We start from the raw sequence: 15,220 nt of genomic DNA, 5'->3' as shown, positions 1-15,220 counted from the left end.
ACCATTCTTCCCGACGCGATCAATCGGTTGGACGGACGGATCGGGCCGTCATTGGAAGTTGACTCCGTGCGTTTGTCACAGGTCTCCGTGACCTCTCTTCCTGCAGATATCTCATCTGACCGGACGGGTGTTTGAGGAATCGGTTGAAACCCGAGAACGACGCGTTGGCCGTTGCTTCAAGTGCGGGTTGCCAATTGGATTGCCACAGCGTCAACCAATGGGTCAATTTCATACGCGATGTCTCCTCGCTCCAAAAAGAAAAGAGTCTGTCGAGATGCGTTGACTTCCGAATCCAGATGACGGGACCGTTTTGCCAAACCGCCCCGGCGGGCTGTTTCGGACTACTCCATTAGAACCGCGAAGTTCGTGGTGTCAAAATTTTTTTCACCACGCGAACCGCACGCCCTACCCTTCGGAAGCCAAATGGGCCAAGATGGTTCGCAGAAAAATCGCATCCACATACGGGAAACCTTTCATGACCGACACGTTATTTTCAGTCTCCGATCGTGTTGTGCTGGTCTCCGGCGGGAGTCGCGGAATCGGGTTGGCCTTGGCCAACGGGTTTGCTCGGCGGGGTGCGAAAGTCATCATCACCGGACGCAACTCCGACACGCTGCAAACCGCAGCAGCGGCGATATCTTCTTCCGAGAATCCGGTTCACACAATCGCTTGTGACGTTTCGGATTCCGAGCAGATTGATGAATTGGTCTCGCAAACCGTCCAAGAGTTCGGGCGGATTGACGTGCTCGTCAATGTCGCAGGCGTGAACCAGCGAAAACGTGTCGAGAGTTTCACGGAAGCCGAGTACGACTTCATTCTCGATATCAACTTGAAGGGAGCGTTTCTGCTTTCGCAAGCGGTCGGTCGGCAGATGATCGAACAAGGCGATGGCGTGCAGATCAACATCGATTCGCTCAACACGTACGCCCCGCTCAAGGGAGTGGCTCCCTACGCGATGAGCAAAGCCGGTCTATCCATGATGACCCGCTCGCTGGCATTGGAATGGGGACCGCGAGGCGTTCGCGTGAACGGATTGGCTCCCGGTTTTATCCTGACCGACCTGACCAACAAGCTGTGGTCCGACGAAAAAATCCGCGCGTGGGGAGAACGCAATACCCCGCTTGGTCGGCTGGGTGAGGTGGACGACTTGGTCGGAGCAACAATCTTCCTGGCGTCCGATGCCTCCCGATTCATGACCGGTCAAACGATCTATGTGGACGGCGGAATGTCCGCGGGCATTAACTGGCCGATTCCCGAAGAAAGTCTCGGCGGCTGAAATCCCAACCCAGACTCCGACCGCCCGGTTCGGTATAATGTCAACGCAATTCGTGACTGTCGAGGAGACCAGGCCTATGCCTCACACAACGATGACCGCCGAAGAATTTGCCGCCAACCGGTTTGATCTTCCCGATGGCGGACGCTGGATTGAACTGATTGCTGGCGACACCGTCCGCTTGGAACCGCCAGACGATCGTCATGGAACCGCCGTGCTGAACTTGTCGAAAGCCTTCGCGGATGCCAGTCGAGACGCGGACGGTCCGCATGGGTATGCGTGTTTCGATCAATTGATCGTCGTGCAGCGGCAACCCGATACGGTTCTGAGCCCCGCCGTAAGCTACTTTCGCGGAAGCACATGGTTCAGCGAACTCGATGAAACGATTTCCGAATCCATTCCCGCGTTGGTTGTTGAAATCGCCTCGACCAACGATCGTCGCATAGCCATGGGGGCACGCGTCAAACGGTATTTGGAACGCGGCGTGGAACACATCTGGGTGATCGATACGGAAGAATGCCAAGTCCACCGTTATCAAAAGAATCGTCCGTCAAAACGGCTGCGTGAACACGAAACGTTATTCGGCGACTCCGTGGTGCCTTCGTTCCAAATTCCCATTGAGAACTTGTTCAAAGAACCGGAATGGTGGAGTCACCGTCGGAAACAAGCGGACTCGTAGGCCACTTCGTTTTTCAAGCAGTCGACTCTCGATCGTCGCGGACTCTGTTTCGTGACGCCCCGCAAACGGTTTAACTCGCTTTTCGTTGGCCGGTATATTGCATGGCAACAGCAGCGATGGCGGCGATCGTGAGGACAATCGCCACGATTTGGATGAAGTTCAATCCACCGCCCGATCCGCCGTAAGTCACGGCACCATTTGCATTAACGTCTATTGTGGTGTTGAACGATTTGACATCATTCGAAGGCGGAACGTAGAACGGCCGTTGCGACGCGACCGACGCCATGGCCTTACGACGAGATTCTTCACGTGCCGTCCGATTTGGTGAATCCTCGCCATTCGACGGTGCTGCGGTGTTCGAGTCTTCGTCCTCGGTCGCCGGCATCGGATTGCTTCCGTTGAAGAAGTCCGTCGAACTCGGTGGTGAGGAATCGTCGTTCGTCTCGTTTGGAGTTTTACTCGGGCTATCGGTGTTCTCCGGCTTGGTTATTGCCGGTGTCTCCTCAGGCGGGGGTTCGGAGCCGTTTCCGCGTTCCAAATCCCGAATCGCGTCTTCCGCGAACACGACGTCCAGGCGACTCAAACGGGCTTTGTCGACGGCTTGAACGTTTCCATCAGTTAAGATGAACACGTAATTCTCATCCACACCGGCCAAACGACCGGCAAAGGTCACGCCGTTATTTTGTGTCCAAGTCCGTTCCGCACCGGCTTTCGGAAGCAAGTCCAGATCGTCCTTGCGGCGAAGCTGCTCGCGGACGAAGGCTTGGCTCGACGATGATTGCAAAAAGTAAGGCAATTCTTGTTTTTCGCCTTCCGAATTCACGATGACAACATTCAACCCCCGAATGCCCACGTACTGCCCACGCACAGTCCGGTCACCGCTCTTCCATTCCCGAATCTGAGCCGACACGCTTGTAGCGTAGCTGAAAACAACAACGAAGATCAGAAGTGTTCGGTGAACCATTGGAGACAACCCGCTGAGAACAGTGGAAAGATATTCCCATTCTACCAGATCAACAACGCATCGCTACCAGGATTGCCGTCAGGACGAGCGCAAAAAGAAAACCCCGCCACGGAGCGGGGTTGGAGCACGCACGAATACACGTCACCGGACGAATTGTGTTTCCACGATTGCGCTAAGAGGATTCCTAAGGCAGTTGACTTCTGATGGGAACGGGTGACGCCTCGTGAAGGCCAGGACACAATGGCTTCTTCGCGTCCACCGCAGACACAGAAATCGGATCATCGTTTAGCCGAACTCAGGACGCCGACGACCCAATTGATCTTTCAACCGAGCTACGATGCTGGAGTGCATTTGACTGACGCGACTTTCCGACAAACCGAGCGTGGTGCCGATTTCTTTCATCGTCAGTTCTTCGTAGTAATACAGAATGATAATCAACCGTTCATTCCGATTGAGCCCCTTAGTCACGAGCTTCATCAGATCGCGTTTTTGCAGCCCAAGCGTGGGGTCCTCGCCCTTTTGATCTTCGAGGATGTCAATCTCTCGAACATCTTTATAGGAGTCGGTCTCATACCACTTCTTGTTGAGACTCACGAGGTTGACCGCACTGGCCTCACTCTTGAGTTTCTCGAACTCAGGCAGTGGAAGCTGCATCTTGCCGGCGATCTCTTGATCTGTCGGCGGACGCCCGGCTTCTGCCTCAGCTTCCTTGCGAGCCGCTTCAAGTTTGCTCGCCTTGCTTCGGACGAGTCGAGGAACCCAGTCCATCGTCCGAAGTTCATCAAGCATGGCCCCACGAATACGGGGGACGCAGTAAGTCTCAAACTTCACGCCGCGATCCATGTCGAAGGCATCGATCGCATCCATCAAGCCGAAGACTCCAGCCGACATCAGGTCGTTTAGGTCCACACCTTCAGGTAGCTTTGACCAAACCTTCTCCGCATTGTAGCGGACCAGCGGCAAATACCGTTCGATCAAACGGTTCCGCAGTACTTTGTCGGTTAGGTCGGCTTTGTAAGCGTGCCATACTTCCGTGACGTCCTCGGTGACCTTGGTCGCCATTCTCCCCTCCGTGGTGGTCTATGGATCGCGAATCCGAAACTCGGAAAAACGATCGGCTAGGCATCGTGCCTGAGCATCCGGTTAAGTAAGCCGAGTAGAATACTCGGTTGTTGTTTTCAAACGTGAGTGTTCCGATGTCAGGAATTAGCGTCGTTGCTGTCTTCCTGAGGATTGGAAAGCTCACTCAAGTGGGTTGATTTCCATGTTTCAAACTCCGTTTGAACTTGTTCCTCAACGATTCGACGAGCCAACTCGCCGGTGACTAGTCCCAGGCCCGCAAACGCCAACCCGGTGAGTAACGCGGATGTCAATGCACCTTCGAGATCCGCTCGACTAACAACAGCTTTCAAGGTGACTGTCGCAAATGCGATTAATGCCATTTGAAATGCGAAATGTAAACTCAATCGAAAACCTCCGACGAATCCACACCGTTGCTGAATCGGTCGAACATTAGAATCTCGGACCTTATCCATAATCGGCCGAATCGACTCGTCACATTCATCATTTCCCGAACAATCAGCAAACTTTCCGCAAATCAACTATTTCAACAATTGAAACCCAGTTGGGTACGCAACTTCTCTGTCATCATCCTCAAGACGAAGACAATCCGAAAACAATTTGGGGGGTATTGAGTAGTAGTGAGTGAGAGAGGTTCCGTCATCAGTGTCTCAGTGTCATCATGATCAGAACACCAAACGCATCACGGAACAACAATCCGTTTGCCGTTCTAACCATCAAAGACTGATCCAAGCTCGCAACAAGGATCAATCCTGGTTCATTCAATCGACTAACTAGGGACTAACATCGTTTGCTCTGAGTGTTCTTTCAAGAACGTACTCAGACGTCCACGCGACCGACCGTCTTCACGGAGTCGCCGAAGTCTTCTCGAAATTCGACCAACCGCCAACGCCGCAGGACTCTGAGGACTCGCAAGCGAGAACGGCTCCTGGTCGACAGTCGCTGTTACCACTTCCGGGTCCTTTGGAACAGAGCCGGCGAAATTGAGTTTGGTCTGCAAGAACGTTCGGACAGTCCGTTGAAGTCGATCGGAAATCTCGTCAGCTTGAGAGAGACTTTCGACTTGATTCACAATGACTTCAATCTCTGGTGGATTCTCAACCGCGGCTAGTGACTTAATTGTCGCATAGGCGTCGGCTAGACTCGTGGGTTCCGGTGTCGAGACGACGAAGGCCATATCCATCTGTGACGCAACTCGCCGGACCGCCCGGCTCAAACCCGAACCCATATCAAAAATCCAAAAGTCGTCGGACTGTTCAAAATAATTCAACTGTGATGACAAGCTCTCGAAGGCAGCCCGTGGAAACTCATCAGCTTCGTAGAGACAGCCACACCCCGGCGCGATCTGCACACCGTAAGGGCCGTCTAGCATAATTTCTTTGAGAGATCGAGAGCCAACAAGCACATGCCGAAGATTCCAATAGGCATTTAATCCACAAAGTAGTTCCGGGCTACCATGACCAAAGTTAGCATCGAACAATCGAACTTTCGATCCGGTCTTGGCAAGTTGAATGGCGAGATTCAAAGCGAGATGACTTTTTCCAACACCACCTTTTCCACTTGTCATCGCGATACTAGTCGCATGACGAGCGGTCACCGGTGGTGTCTTCGTCCATCGGTCACTCGACGATTGATGTCGCTCCATCAACCCTCGAAGTGCCTTCGCTTGATCACTCATCGTTGATTCCTAGTAGTTGACAAGTTTCGAACCACATCTCGTTATTGTACGACCGCATCCGAAGACTGACGCATCCGTGGTGCTCGTGAGACTCGATCCCGACCGAGAATAAGCCGAGCCATTCGATCCGCTTGAGCCGGTTCAATGTCATCAGGCACATCTTGACCCGTCGTCAAATAACTCAGTGGCAAGTCAACTGTATCCGCCAGCGAAAGCAAAGGTCCCAGTTGAGACGCTTCATCAAGTTTGCTGAGGATGATTGATGTGGCATTTGCCGCTTGAAATTGTTTCGCCGTTGCTAGCAGACTTCGCGAACTCGCTGTCGCACTCAGAACGAGTTGAACCTCATCACAGTTCGCTGCGGCTAGCAATCGTTTGAGTTCCTGAATTTGCAGTTCATCCCGTGGGCTCCGTCCGGCTGTGTCGATCAAGACCAGATCAAGACCGGCTAACTCGTCGAGAGCCCGTCGCATTTCGAGCGGATTCGTCACCACTTTCATTGGAAGATCAAGAATCTCTGCATAAGTGTGAAGTTGTTCGACTGCTGCAATACGGTATGTGTCGACTGTGACTAGCCCCATCCGAATTCCATCGCGGAGGCGGAAATCAGCCGCGAGTTTTGCGATGGTTGTTGTTTTACCGACGCCGGTTGCCCCGACGAGAGCCACCACCTTCCGCTTGCCAGGTTGCACCGTCATTGGGGAACCGATCTTCAGCCGTCGTTCGACATGAGCGGTCAACAACGCCGTTGCTGCGGACGCATCATTCAAGATGGCTGGTGTGGCCTCTTGTTCTAGTCCATTCAATAGATCATCAGCAATCTCCGAATCAACATCCTCAGCTAAAAGTCGTTGATAGAGACTTTCCAGAACTTCAGAACGATCTGTCTTAGGAGAATTAGAAACTGCCGAAGGGCCAATCCCTAAGTCTTTCAGCATCTTCTGAATCGCGTTGAGCTGTTCTTGAATTGCATCGTAACTGGGTGAGGATTGCTGAACGTTGTTCAGAACACTAGTCGCTTGAATACGCCCTGAGACATGTGTGTCTCGAAACGTCTCTGGCGTTTTCTGTGGCGGCTTGGCTGTTGTTTGGTCTTGGCTAACAGTTGGAGACGTTTTCGGTTGTGTTGTCGCGGCCTTTTTGGTTGTTTCAACTGGTCGTTGAACTGGCTTTACTGCATATGGTCGAGGACGGTTTGCATTGCTCGAACGGACATTCAGATCCCGACCGGCTGTGATTTCCACTTCTTCCTGCGGCCGACTCCATGGCAACCGTCGTTTCGTTTCCACTTGCCGAGTGTGTAGGATGACAGCATCGGCACCCATCTCATCACGGACAATCTGCAACGCGTCTCGCATTGTTGCTGCCCGGAAAGTGCGAACATCAGCCATCGTTTCAAGTTCCTGTTAGTGTTACGGATTCCGTGTCCTGCTGTTCGTCGTCTCGGCTTACTTGGATGCGGCGGCCACACCCTGCAAGCTTTCCAGTGCTACCTGTCCAACGGCTTCGATATCAAGATCAGGCATGATTTCATTTGTACTCAGTACTGCGAGACTTGGCAGGTCGGCTTCGGTTAGCTTCTTGACTCCGGAGCGAATTGCAGGGCCGCAGACGAGAACCGGATGGCTACCACGAATTTCAAACTGTTGAAGCTGATCGGCCAAAGCCCGAATGAATGCTTCGGCAATTTGCGGAGCCACATCCAATCGCAGTCCTTGGTCTCCCGACTGTAGTGCGGATGCAAAGATGTTCTCCACACCCGGTTCCAAAGTCACGACTCGCAACACTCCATCGTTCGGATCTCGATACTTCTGTGAGATGCTGCGTGCTAATGCGAGTCGTGTGTATTCTGTCAAAACATCGAGGTTTTCAGTCTTGGAAACATAGTCTCCCAGTGCTGTGAGAATTGTTTCCAGATCGCGAATGGCGATTCGTTCTCGCAGTAGGTTTCGCAAGACTTGATGCAAGGCCGGTACTGAAAGTGGCTGTGGAATCAAGTCTTCGACGAGCTTCGGAGACTGTTCTTTGAGGTGTTCCAAGAGTTCATAAACAAGTGGTCGAGTGAGTAGCTCGTTACTATGTTTCCGAATGACTTCGAGAAGGTGTGTCGTGAGCACGAGTGACGGCTCGGCAACGTGATACCCAAAGAGTTCGGCTCGGTCCTTGTATGCGGGTTCAATCCATTTTGCTTCGCGTCCGAATGCAGGATCAACGGTGTCAATGCCAGGCACGGGTGCGGTCACACCACCGGTATCTACTGCTAGATACCCTTCCACCTGGAGTTCCGCTTGAGCAATCGGGACATCCCGAAGTTTAATTCGGTATGAGTTTGGGTTCAGTAGAACATTGTCGCGAATCCGCACGTTTGGAAGAAGAATGCCGAGTTCTTGGGCTAGCATTTGGCGGACTCGCTTAATGCGGTCGGTGAGGTCGTGTTCCGAGTTCGGGTCTGCGAGTGGGACTAGTCCCACACCAAGTTCGAGTTCGAGTGGTGGAACAGTAAGCTCGTCTTCCAACTTCGGTTCTTGAGGAGTGTCATCGACTGGCTCGTCTGGGTTTTCTGCGCTATCGGCTTCAGCAGTGGCTTGCCCGCGAAGGACTTGTCGACCCAATAGTCCACAAGCCAAGCTGAGACACATGAGAGGTACAAAGGGCAATCCGGTGACTGATAGAATTGCGAGAAAGGCGGCCGAGAGTATGAGTGATTCAGCATGTCCAAAGACTTGAGATAGAACGTCGTGAGATAGGTTTGAGGTACTGGATGTTCGCGTGACAATCAATGCCGCCGCGAGAGAGACCAGAAATGCTGGAACTTGTGAGACTAGTCCGTCGCCAATTGTCAATGTGGTAAAGACTTCGACGGCTTGACCAAAATCCATATCGAGTTGAATCATGCCAACGTACAAACCGCCAGCAATGTTGATCAGTGTAATAATAATGCCTGCAACGGCGTCGCCTCGAACAAACTTACTAGCACCGTCCATGGCACCGTAGAAGTCTGCTTGTTCCGCGACTTCTTCGCGTCGGCTTCGTGCTTCATCGGAGTTGATCAGGCCGGCGTTCAAGTCGGCATCGATCGCCATTTGCTTGCCCGGCATGCCGTCCAATGCAAACCGTGCAGTCACTTCACTGATGCGAGTCGCACCTTTAGTAATCACAACAAATTGAATCACGACGATAATCGTGAAGATAATCACACCGACCACAACATTGTCGCCTGAGACGAATCGTCCAAAGGCTTCAATCACTTGACCAGCCGCTGCCGTTCCTCGGTTCTCGGCACCGGACAAGATAAGTCTTGTCGAGGCAACGTTGAGGACTAGTCGAGCGAGTGTGGTCCCTAAAAGAATGGTCGGAAAAACAGAAAAGTCGAGTGGCTTCCCGACGTAGATCGTTGTCAACAGAATCAAAACAGACAGTGTGACATTGCAAGCTAGCAAGAGGTCCATCACCATCGGCGGCAGTGGTGCGAATAGAATCAGCACTGACGAGATGATGAAGATCGGTACGAGATATCCCCGTTGCTGGGCTGCAAATCCTCTCCAGCCAACGGTTGCCTCGGATGACATAGGAATCTCCAACGTTCAATTCGCCAAGACGTAACTTCATCGCAGAGATCTGGGCAGTTTTGCCGCAGGTTTCCGATTTGTACGAATGACAAATTGAGTTTCTTCCAAACAAAAAGCGTTCAGAAGATGAGTGATAGGATTGGTTAATTGATCTGAGAGAGAGTCAGCCCGAATGGGCGAGACGCTATTTAGACAATCTTTTCGAAGTCGTCCAGATAGGTTTCAGTAGAATCTTTGAAAAACCGACAGCTTGGCTTGTCATCTCTACAAGGTTGTCAAAACTACATTAATATAGGCGGATTACGGCATCGGCAAAAGCAAAACAGCCCCGCCTGGAATGGCTACCAGACGGGGCTGTGATCTATGTTGAATCAGGCTCTTGAGACCGGCCTGTTGTGGTCGTGCAATTTCCTCGCTGTTCGAGACAGTGGAATCTGCTCGGTCGTCTTTGAAATCTTAGTTCTGTAATTCAGCGTTAGACGGTCGGCGTTCGGCCACGACCCATGATCAAACTCACAACGAACAATACCAAGAAGACGAAGAACAGAATCTTAGCGATTCCCGATGCAGCGGCGTAAACACCACCAAAGCCGAAGACAGCCGCGATCAACGCGATAATAAGAAAAGTCAATGCCCAACCCAACATGTGATCACCTCATCAGTTGTACGATTAAGTCGACGCTTGGAAACGGCAACCATTTTGTGAAATGAGCAACTCATGAATGTTTGTTGTGAGTTGCTCGCCTGTTGAGTGTTGGTAAAGCACCTTGCGTGCCAAAGTTGGGCGGCTATCCAAAAAACGCGGTTTCCGCCAGGGAAAACCGTTGTTTTTATTTTTGGGGTATTGGAATGGCGAGGAACCGGCCGTCGTTTTCGATCGGTGAAAGTTCAGAGTGGTTCCGAAACAGCCAGGATCTTTCGGAAAGCGCATGAAAAAACCTTGGCCGGTCGGGACGGCCAAGGTTTTGGTCTCAGTCAACAGGTGGGCTTAGTACCGTCGTTGACCACCGCCGCCTCGTGGACGGTTTTCACGTGGTTGAGCTTCGTTGACTTTCAAAGGACGCCCACCGAGATCCGCTTCGTTCAATGCATCGATGGCTTCTTGACCACCCGATGCCATCTCGACAAAGCCGAAACCGCGGCTGCGGCCGGTTTCCCGGTCATTAATCACTTGTGCACGAGTCACTTCGCCATAGGGGCTAAAGGTTTCTCGCAATTCGTCGTCCGTGGTGGAGTAGGGCAAGTTGCCTACAAACAAATTCATGCTCATTCTCATCCTCTGTGGGCTTATGGAGCCCCAAACAAAACAAAGTGGTCGTTGAGATCAATACCCAACCGCCCCGGTCCACCACGAACCGATCCGATAGGTTGGCCACACTCCCGACGCGTTGCCGACCTCATCCAAAAGTCGCTGACCATAATTCCTCGGACTAAATGTCAAACTGGTTTCCGCCAGCGAGAGTACTCGCAGTTCGTTGACCTGTCGTACAATTCCGAACGAGTTGGACTGATTGGAGATAATCTCAATTCGCTGCCAACCCTTGTCGACAGCTTAGACGCTATCATAATCCCTGAATTCCAGAACGCACAGACCATTTGTTCCGTTTTTTACAATTTTCCAGCTTATGTTCACTTGTCTGAATGTTTGGACGCGGTGAGTAGCTCGGTTCGGACCGCTGATTTCGCCGGGCTCTCATTGTTTTGGTGGTCGATTGGGGAATGTCGGCTGGTCCATTTGGGAATCGTGCCGATCCCTACTGATAGATCCGGTGCAAGATCGACTGCACTTCCATGGAATCTTTGACGAGTGTCTGCCGTGAAATCTCGACTTCAATCCGCTGCCGCCGCTTCCTTACTCTGCCTGCTCGCGATCGCGCCGTGTTCCGCGGCGGAGGTCTTTGTGAACAATCGGCAAGGCAATGATGCGTTCGACGGTCATGCCGGGGAAATCATCAGTGCCACACGTGGGCCGGTTCGCTCGATCACACGGGGCTTGTCGTTGTGTAAGCCGGGTGACATCTTGCACTTGGCGAACACAGGTGTTCCGTATCGTTCGCCGATCTCGTTGACGGGTGATCGGTTTCGTGGTCTCGGCCCGTTACCGTTCGTACTGCGTGGTCACGGGGCGATCCTTGACGGCTCCCAACCAATTCCGCTGCAACGATGGACCCGACTCGACCCCACACTGTGGCGATTCACGCCCAATCGCAAAGGTTATTACCTGCTCTTTGCCGATGGCGATACGAAGTTGGAACGTGTCGAGACGCCACCCGGGCGAGAATCGGACTTGAAACCGAATCAGTGGACCGTTCGCAACGGTTCGATCTATCTCGGCACGGACCGCTTGGTGGAACCGGCCCAATTGAATCTTCGCATCGCGGGACGAACCACGGGTTTGACGCTTTATGATGTGGAGAACGTCGTGGTTGAAAACCTCATCATTCGTCATTGGCGAATCGACGGTGTGAACCTGCACGATCTGTGTCGCGGTGTCACACTTCGCAATGTGGTCAGTGAGGAAAACGGACGGGCGGGCATTTTCGTGGGCGGATCGTCTTCGGCGAATCTGCAAAACGTCACCGCGAACAAGAACGGTGCGTATTCCGTCCTTGTTCGCGAACGTGGTGGAATTCGGATCGACAGCGAAGACAACATTTCGCCGAAACCGGTTGTCGAGAAGTAACCGGTGCGACGGCCGGAATCATGCGGCCCGACGGACTTGTTCCGTTTGCGGCGAAGCGGATGCCTGGGCGAGTTGATCCAACGGCAGCACGGAACGAAGTGATTTCAGCCGAGTGAGTGGTCGCTCGACCTTCAACCATTCGGCGTAGCCGGGATCGTTCGCGTGAACTTGCTCGAAGGTCCGCATCGCCTGCATCGCACGCCAATCGGAGTCTTCCACGACAATCTGGCGACCGCCGGCATCGAGAATCTGCCCGATTTGCTTCGCGATTTTCGTGCGAGGGTTGTCCGGGAATTCGGTTGACCGGACCAGAATCGGAACCGCATCGCCAGCGAGTTTTTGCACCGTCCCAACTTGGCGACTCAGTGCCCCGCCCTGCGGCGATTTATTGCACAAGCCGATCAGAAGTGGTGGCAGGTCGGCATTTTCGATCCGCACCAACCAACCATCGACCGAAGATTGAAACTGCGTCGGTGTGGGCAGTTCCGCTCCGCAGCGTTCGACCGCTTCGGCCAACTGGCGAGCGAGTTGGTCGTCGTCATCCGTGGTCGGTTCGTTGTGTGCGGCAAGTGCGTCGTTCCACAACTGTGTCAGACCCACAACCGAAGTTTCCAAATCGGATGCAGACATCGTTGGTTCAGGCGTCACGACGGATTGAGCCGGCGAAATCTCCACAGGTTCGGGCTGGAATTCTTCGCCGGGCTGAATCACGCCGGTGAATACGGCCCGTCGATAATCCCGACACCAATCAAGAATGTCACGGGTCCGTGTGTTGACCAGGGCATCCAATTGATGCACCGGAATCGGATCGGTCGGGATTTGCTCGTCGAATGGAACTTGATCACAGGCATAGAGATGCGCCAATCGCTTCCCGACGAGCCCGAGGATTTCCTCACCTGATCGTCGGCTTTCGAGCCGAATGGGTTCGGGATCGTGCTCAATTCGGTCGACGTAGGACCGCGTCAAACTTTGCTGGAGTGGTGGATACAAGTCTTCCAGGCAAGAAATGACAAACACCGATGACGGCACCCGTTCGGCGAGTGAACACACGGTCGTCATTGCTCGACGGAACCGTTCGGCATCGCGGTCGAGGTTGGCCATGTCTTCGAGTTGGTCGACGCAAACCACGAGCGACATTTTCTGCAACGACCACATTAGTTGGCCGAGAGCTTCGATCGTGCGATCCACGTCCGTCCGTGGAACCATGCCACCAAGGATTTCTCGGTCGTGGTCGGAGAGTGCTTCACACCGCAAGTAACTCAGCACACGACTTTTGATCCGCGGTTCCTCACGTTGCAAGTAGATCAACGCTTGAATGAGGTGGACATCACAGCGGGAATAGCGTTCGTCCTCAATGATCAAATCCGCAATTTGTTGAATGAACTTCGCCAAGTCCCGGTCGCTGAAGCGATCTTCGCGGAGACTTTCCCGTTCGCGTCGCAATACGGACGACGGAATTTCGACCAATGCATTCGACAGCGACATCAATCCGGACAGCGTGGATTCGCCCTCACAATAGGGTTGGTCCAGCGAGTCAATGATGTTGCTGAGCACATACCGACTGTAATCGTCGGTGGCGGACGTCATCTGCAAATAACCGCAGTAACCGGTTTTCGAGGAATGCACATGGTTGCGGAAGACCCGCATCAGGTGTGTTTTCCCCGCTCCGGATTCCCCCAGAATCAGGAGAATCCGACCAGCGTTGGACTCCGGATTCGTGCCGGATGTTCGGGTCATCAACCGCTCAAATTCCTGACGCGCCGCTGCATGGATGGTGGCGACGTCGTAAGGATCATCTCGCCAAATTTCGTGGCGATGACAAACCGATCGGAAGACTTCCGGTGTATCGCGGTCGGCGAACACCTCGCGTCGGGCCATCATGGGATCGGCGGATCGGGAAGGGTTCACTGCTGCGGTGAAATCAAGTGTTTCGGGACTTTCATCAAGACTGACATCAAACGGGCGGGCGACGTCCTTGCCGCTGGTCATGGGAAATCCTTCCACTGGAATGACTTACGATCTCGCGTGGCGCATGGTGCGATGGCCAACGGCGGGGATTCTCTCAGGAGAACCGAAAATGGTCAACGCGGATTTCCGTGTCGCTGGCCGGCGAAGACTCCGGAAAATCAGACCGAATCAAAAAAATTGCAACTTTGCATTGACGATGGTCGATGAACCAATAGAATAATTCTTGCTGAGACTGAATCTCAGTAGCGATTCTTCCCAACCAAGTTGGCTGCCCGGGTGAATCCCACGGCCACTTGCCATAAAAAAAGCCATCCGCAATAACGCGAATGGCCTTTCCGATAGGATCGGAATATGTCTCATCACTCAGACAAACTCATTTGTCACTGCTTGGGTGTGACGGAATCCGAAGTTCGTGGAGCCATCTCCACGGGAATGGTTCGGACCGTTGGTTGCGTGATGAACTCCACAGGAGCCGGCACCGGTTGCATGGGATGTCGACGACGCATCGGTGCGATGCTGGCGACCTCCCAAGCTCACGCGGCGACCACATCTCACTCAGCCGGTCCACCAGTCTGTGTGCTGAGATAAAGCTGGATTCCGACTTCCGAAATGACGTGTTGCTGGGTTTCGGTCCAGTCGACACTCTCTTCGCTTTCGACCAGAATTCGCTCCATGATCTCTTTGCTGCCGGCATCTTTTTTGTCGGCGGCCAATTTCACGCCATCGTTATAGGTTGAGACGGCTTTCAGCTCCAACTCCAACGCATTGGCCAATTGCTTTTCGACGGTATCACCGACTCGAATCACATCGTAGCGGGCAATTTCCGGCACGCCTTCTAAGAACAAAATGCGGTCGATGAGGTATTCCGCGTGCTTCATTTCCTCGATCGACTCATCATAGAAATGCTTCGCGAGCGTGTTGTAACCCCAGTCGCGGCACATCTTCGAGTGGATGAAGTACAAGTTGATGGCGGTCAGTTCGATGGTCAGCCCGGCATTCAGGGCATCGATAATTTCAGAATCGCCTTTCACGGTGTCTCTCCTTAACACAAGAGTTTCGATCACGTTCGGCCAAATTGTAGACCAACGCCGGTTTTCGGAACTAGCGTGATACCGACCGAAAAGCCGTTTTTTCCTTGATTGAAACATTGTCTCTGGCGTGGCTGCTCTCGTGCTGAGAACACGTCTAAACTCACGCTTTGTGACGGTTCTTCAACCAATCTGGTTCTGCGAGTACCACAAATCCCGCGTGATTTCCGGCTTTGGCGGCGAAAACGCTGTCGGCATAGTGTTTGCGATGTGGTGCTGGAACGTTGTGCAACGACGT

General features: G+C 53.0%; 14 protein-coding genes. 4 read left to right on the top strand and 10 right to left on the bottom strand.

All coding sequences use genetic code 11. From position 1 onward, the window contains the following. Positions 1-475 precede the first annotated feature (475 nt). Together G6R38_RS23990 and G6R38_RS23985 are read left to right on the top strand one after the other, a co-directional pair. A complete protein-coding gene (locus tag G6R38_RS23990; protein WP_166831320.1) occupies positions 476-1,276 on the top strand; it encodes an SDR family NAD(P)-dependent oxidoreductase in 801 nt (266 codons plus the stop codon). Between the two features lie 76 nt (positions 1,277-1,352). After that, a complete protein-coding gene (locus G6R38_RS23985) occupies positions 1,353-1,952 on the top strand; it encodes a Uma2 family endonuclease (protein WP_166831319.1) in 600 nt (199 codons plus the stop codon). A 70-nt stretch (positions 1,953-2,022) separates the two neighbouring features. Here G6R38_RS23985 and G6R38_RS23980 read toward each other — a convergent pair whose 3' ends face one another. The 8 genes from G6R38_RS23980 to G6R38_RS23945 all read right to left on the bottom strand — a co-directional run bounded on the left by G6R38_RS23980 (position 2,023) and on the right by G6R38_RS23945 (position 10,507). Continuing rightward, a complete protein-coding gene (locus G6R38_RS23980) occupies positions 2,023-2,916 on the bottom strand; it encodes a RodZ family helix-turn-helix domain-containing protein (RefSeq protein ID WP_166831318.1) in 894 nt (297 codons plus the stop codon). Positions 2,917-3,201: 285 nt separating this feature from the next. Beyond that, positions 3,202-3,978, bottom strand: coding sequence for a FliA/WhiG family RNA polymerase sigma factor (locus tag G6R38_RS23975; protein ID WP_166831317.1), 777 nt, complete (start codon positions 3,976-3,978; stop codon positions 3,202-3,204). Positions 3,979-4,115: 137 nt separating this feature from the next. Further along, positions 4,116-4,382, bottom strand: a complete 267-nt coding sequence (locus tag G6R38_RS23970) for a hypothetical protein (RefSeq protein WP_166831316.1) — start codon at positions 4,380-4,382, stop codon at positions 4,116-4,118. Positions 4,383-4,765: 383 nt separating this feature from the next. Beyond that, the gene (locus G6R38_RS23965) at positions 4,766-5,674 is read right to left on the bottom strand and encodes a P-loop NTPase (RefSeq protein ID WP_166831315.1); all 909 of its coding nucleotides are present in this window, start codon (positions 5,672-5,674) and stop codon (positions 4,766-4,768) included. A gap of 41 nt (positions 5,675-5,715) precedes the next feature. Continuing rightward, positions 5,716-7,065 (bottom strand): flagellar biosynthesis protein FlhF, encoded by a 1,350-nt coding sequence (gene flhF, locus G6R38_RS23960; protein ID WP_166831314.1) that lies wholly within the window; start codon positions 7,063-7,065, stop codon positions 5,716-5,718. Between the two features lie 57 nt (positions 7,066-7,122). Then, positions 7,123-9,243, bottom strand: coding sequence for a flagellar biosynthesis protein FlhA (gene flhA, locus G6R38_RS23955; RefSeq protein ID WP_166831313.1), 2,121 nt, complete (start codon positions 9,241-9,243; stop codon positions 7,123-7,125). A gap of 475 nt (positions 9,244-9,718) precedes the next feature. After that, complete coding sequence (locus G6R38_RS23950; RefSeq protein ID WP_166831312.1) at positions 9,719-9,889, bottom strand: DUF1328 domain-containing protein; 171 nt, start codon at positions 9,887-9,889, stop codon at positions 9,719-9,721. Between the two features lie 342 nt (positions 9,890-10,231). Beyond that, the gene (locus G6R38_RS23945; RefSeq protein ID WP_240928362.1) at positions 10,232-10,507 is read right to left on the bottom strand and encodes an RNA recognition motif domain-containing protein; all 276 of its coding nucleotides are present in this window, start codon (positions 10,505-10,507) and stop codon (positions 10,232-10,234) included. 552 nt (positions 10,508-11,059) lie between these two features. Here G6R38_RS23945 and G6R38_RS23940 point away from each other — a divergent pair. Continuing rightward, entirely contained in the window at positions 11,060-11,926 is an 867-nt protein-coding gene (locus G6R38_RS23940) for a right-handed parallel beta-helix repeat-containing protein (protein ID WP_166831310.1), read from the top strand. A gap of 18 nt (positions 11,927-11,944) precedes the next feature. Here the strand turns inward: G6R38_RS23940 and G6R38_RS23935 are convergent, their stop codons facing one another. Next, positions 11,945-13,915 (bottom strand): hypothetical protein, encoded by a 1,971-nt coding sequence (locus G6R38_RS23935; RefSeq protein WP_166831309.1) that lies wholly within the window; start codon positions 13,913-13,915, stop codon positions 11,945-11,947. A 330-nt stretch (positions 13,916-14,245) separates the two neighbouring features. On the opposite strand from G6R38_RS23935, the gene G6R38_RS23930 reads away from it, so the two are divergent. After that, positions 14,246-14,482, top strand: coding sequence for a (2Fe-2S)-binding protein (locus G6R38_RS23930; RefSeq protein ID WP_166831308.1), 237 nt, complete (start codon positions 14,246-14,248; stop codon positions 14,480-14,482). Here the strand turns inward: G6R38_RS23930 and bfr are convergent. Beyond that, complete coding sequence (gene bfr / locus G6R38_RS23925; protein WP_166831307.1) at positions 14,446-14,925, bottom strand: bacterioferritin; 480 nt, start codon at positions 14,923-14,925, stop codon at positions 14,446-14,448. The two genes, G6R38_RS23930 and bfr, sit on opposite strands and share 37 nt — an antisense overlap. Between the last annotated feature and the right edge of the window lie 295 nt (positions 14,926-15,220).

Origin of the sequence: Thalassoroseus pseudoceratinae (assembly GCF_011634775.1) — a bacterium.
In the GTDB taxonomy this organism is placed as follows: domain Bacteria; phylum Planctomycetota; class Planctomycetia; order Planctomycetales; family Planctomycetaceae; genus Thalassoroseus; species Thalassoroseus pseudoceratinae.
Note: the sequence above shows the minus strand (reverse complement) of the source record. Positions and strands in the feature narration are given on the sequence as shown.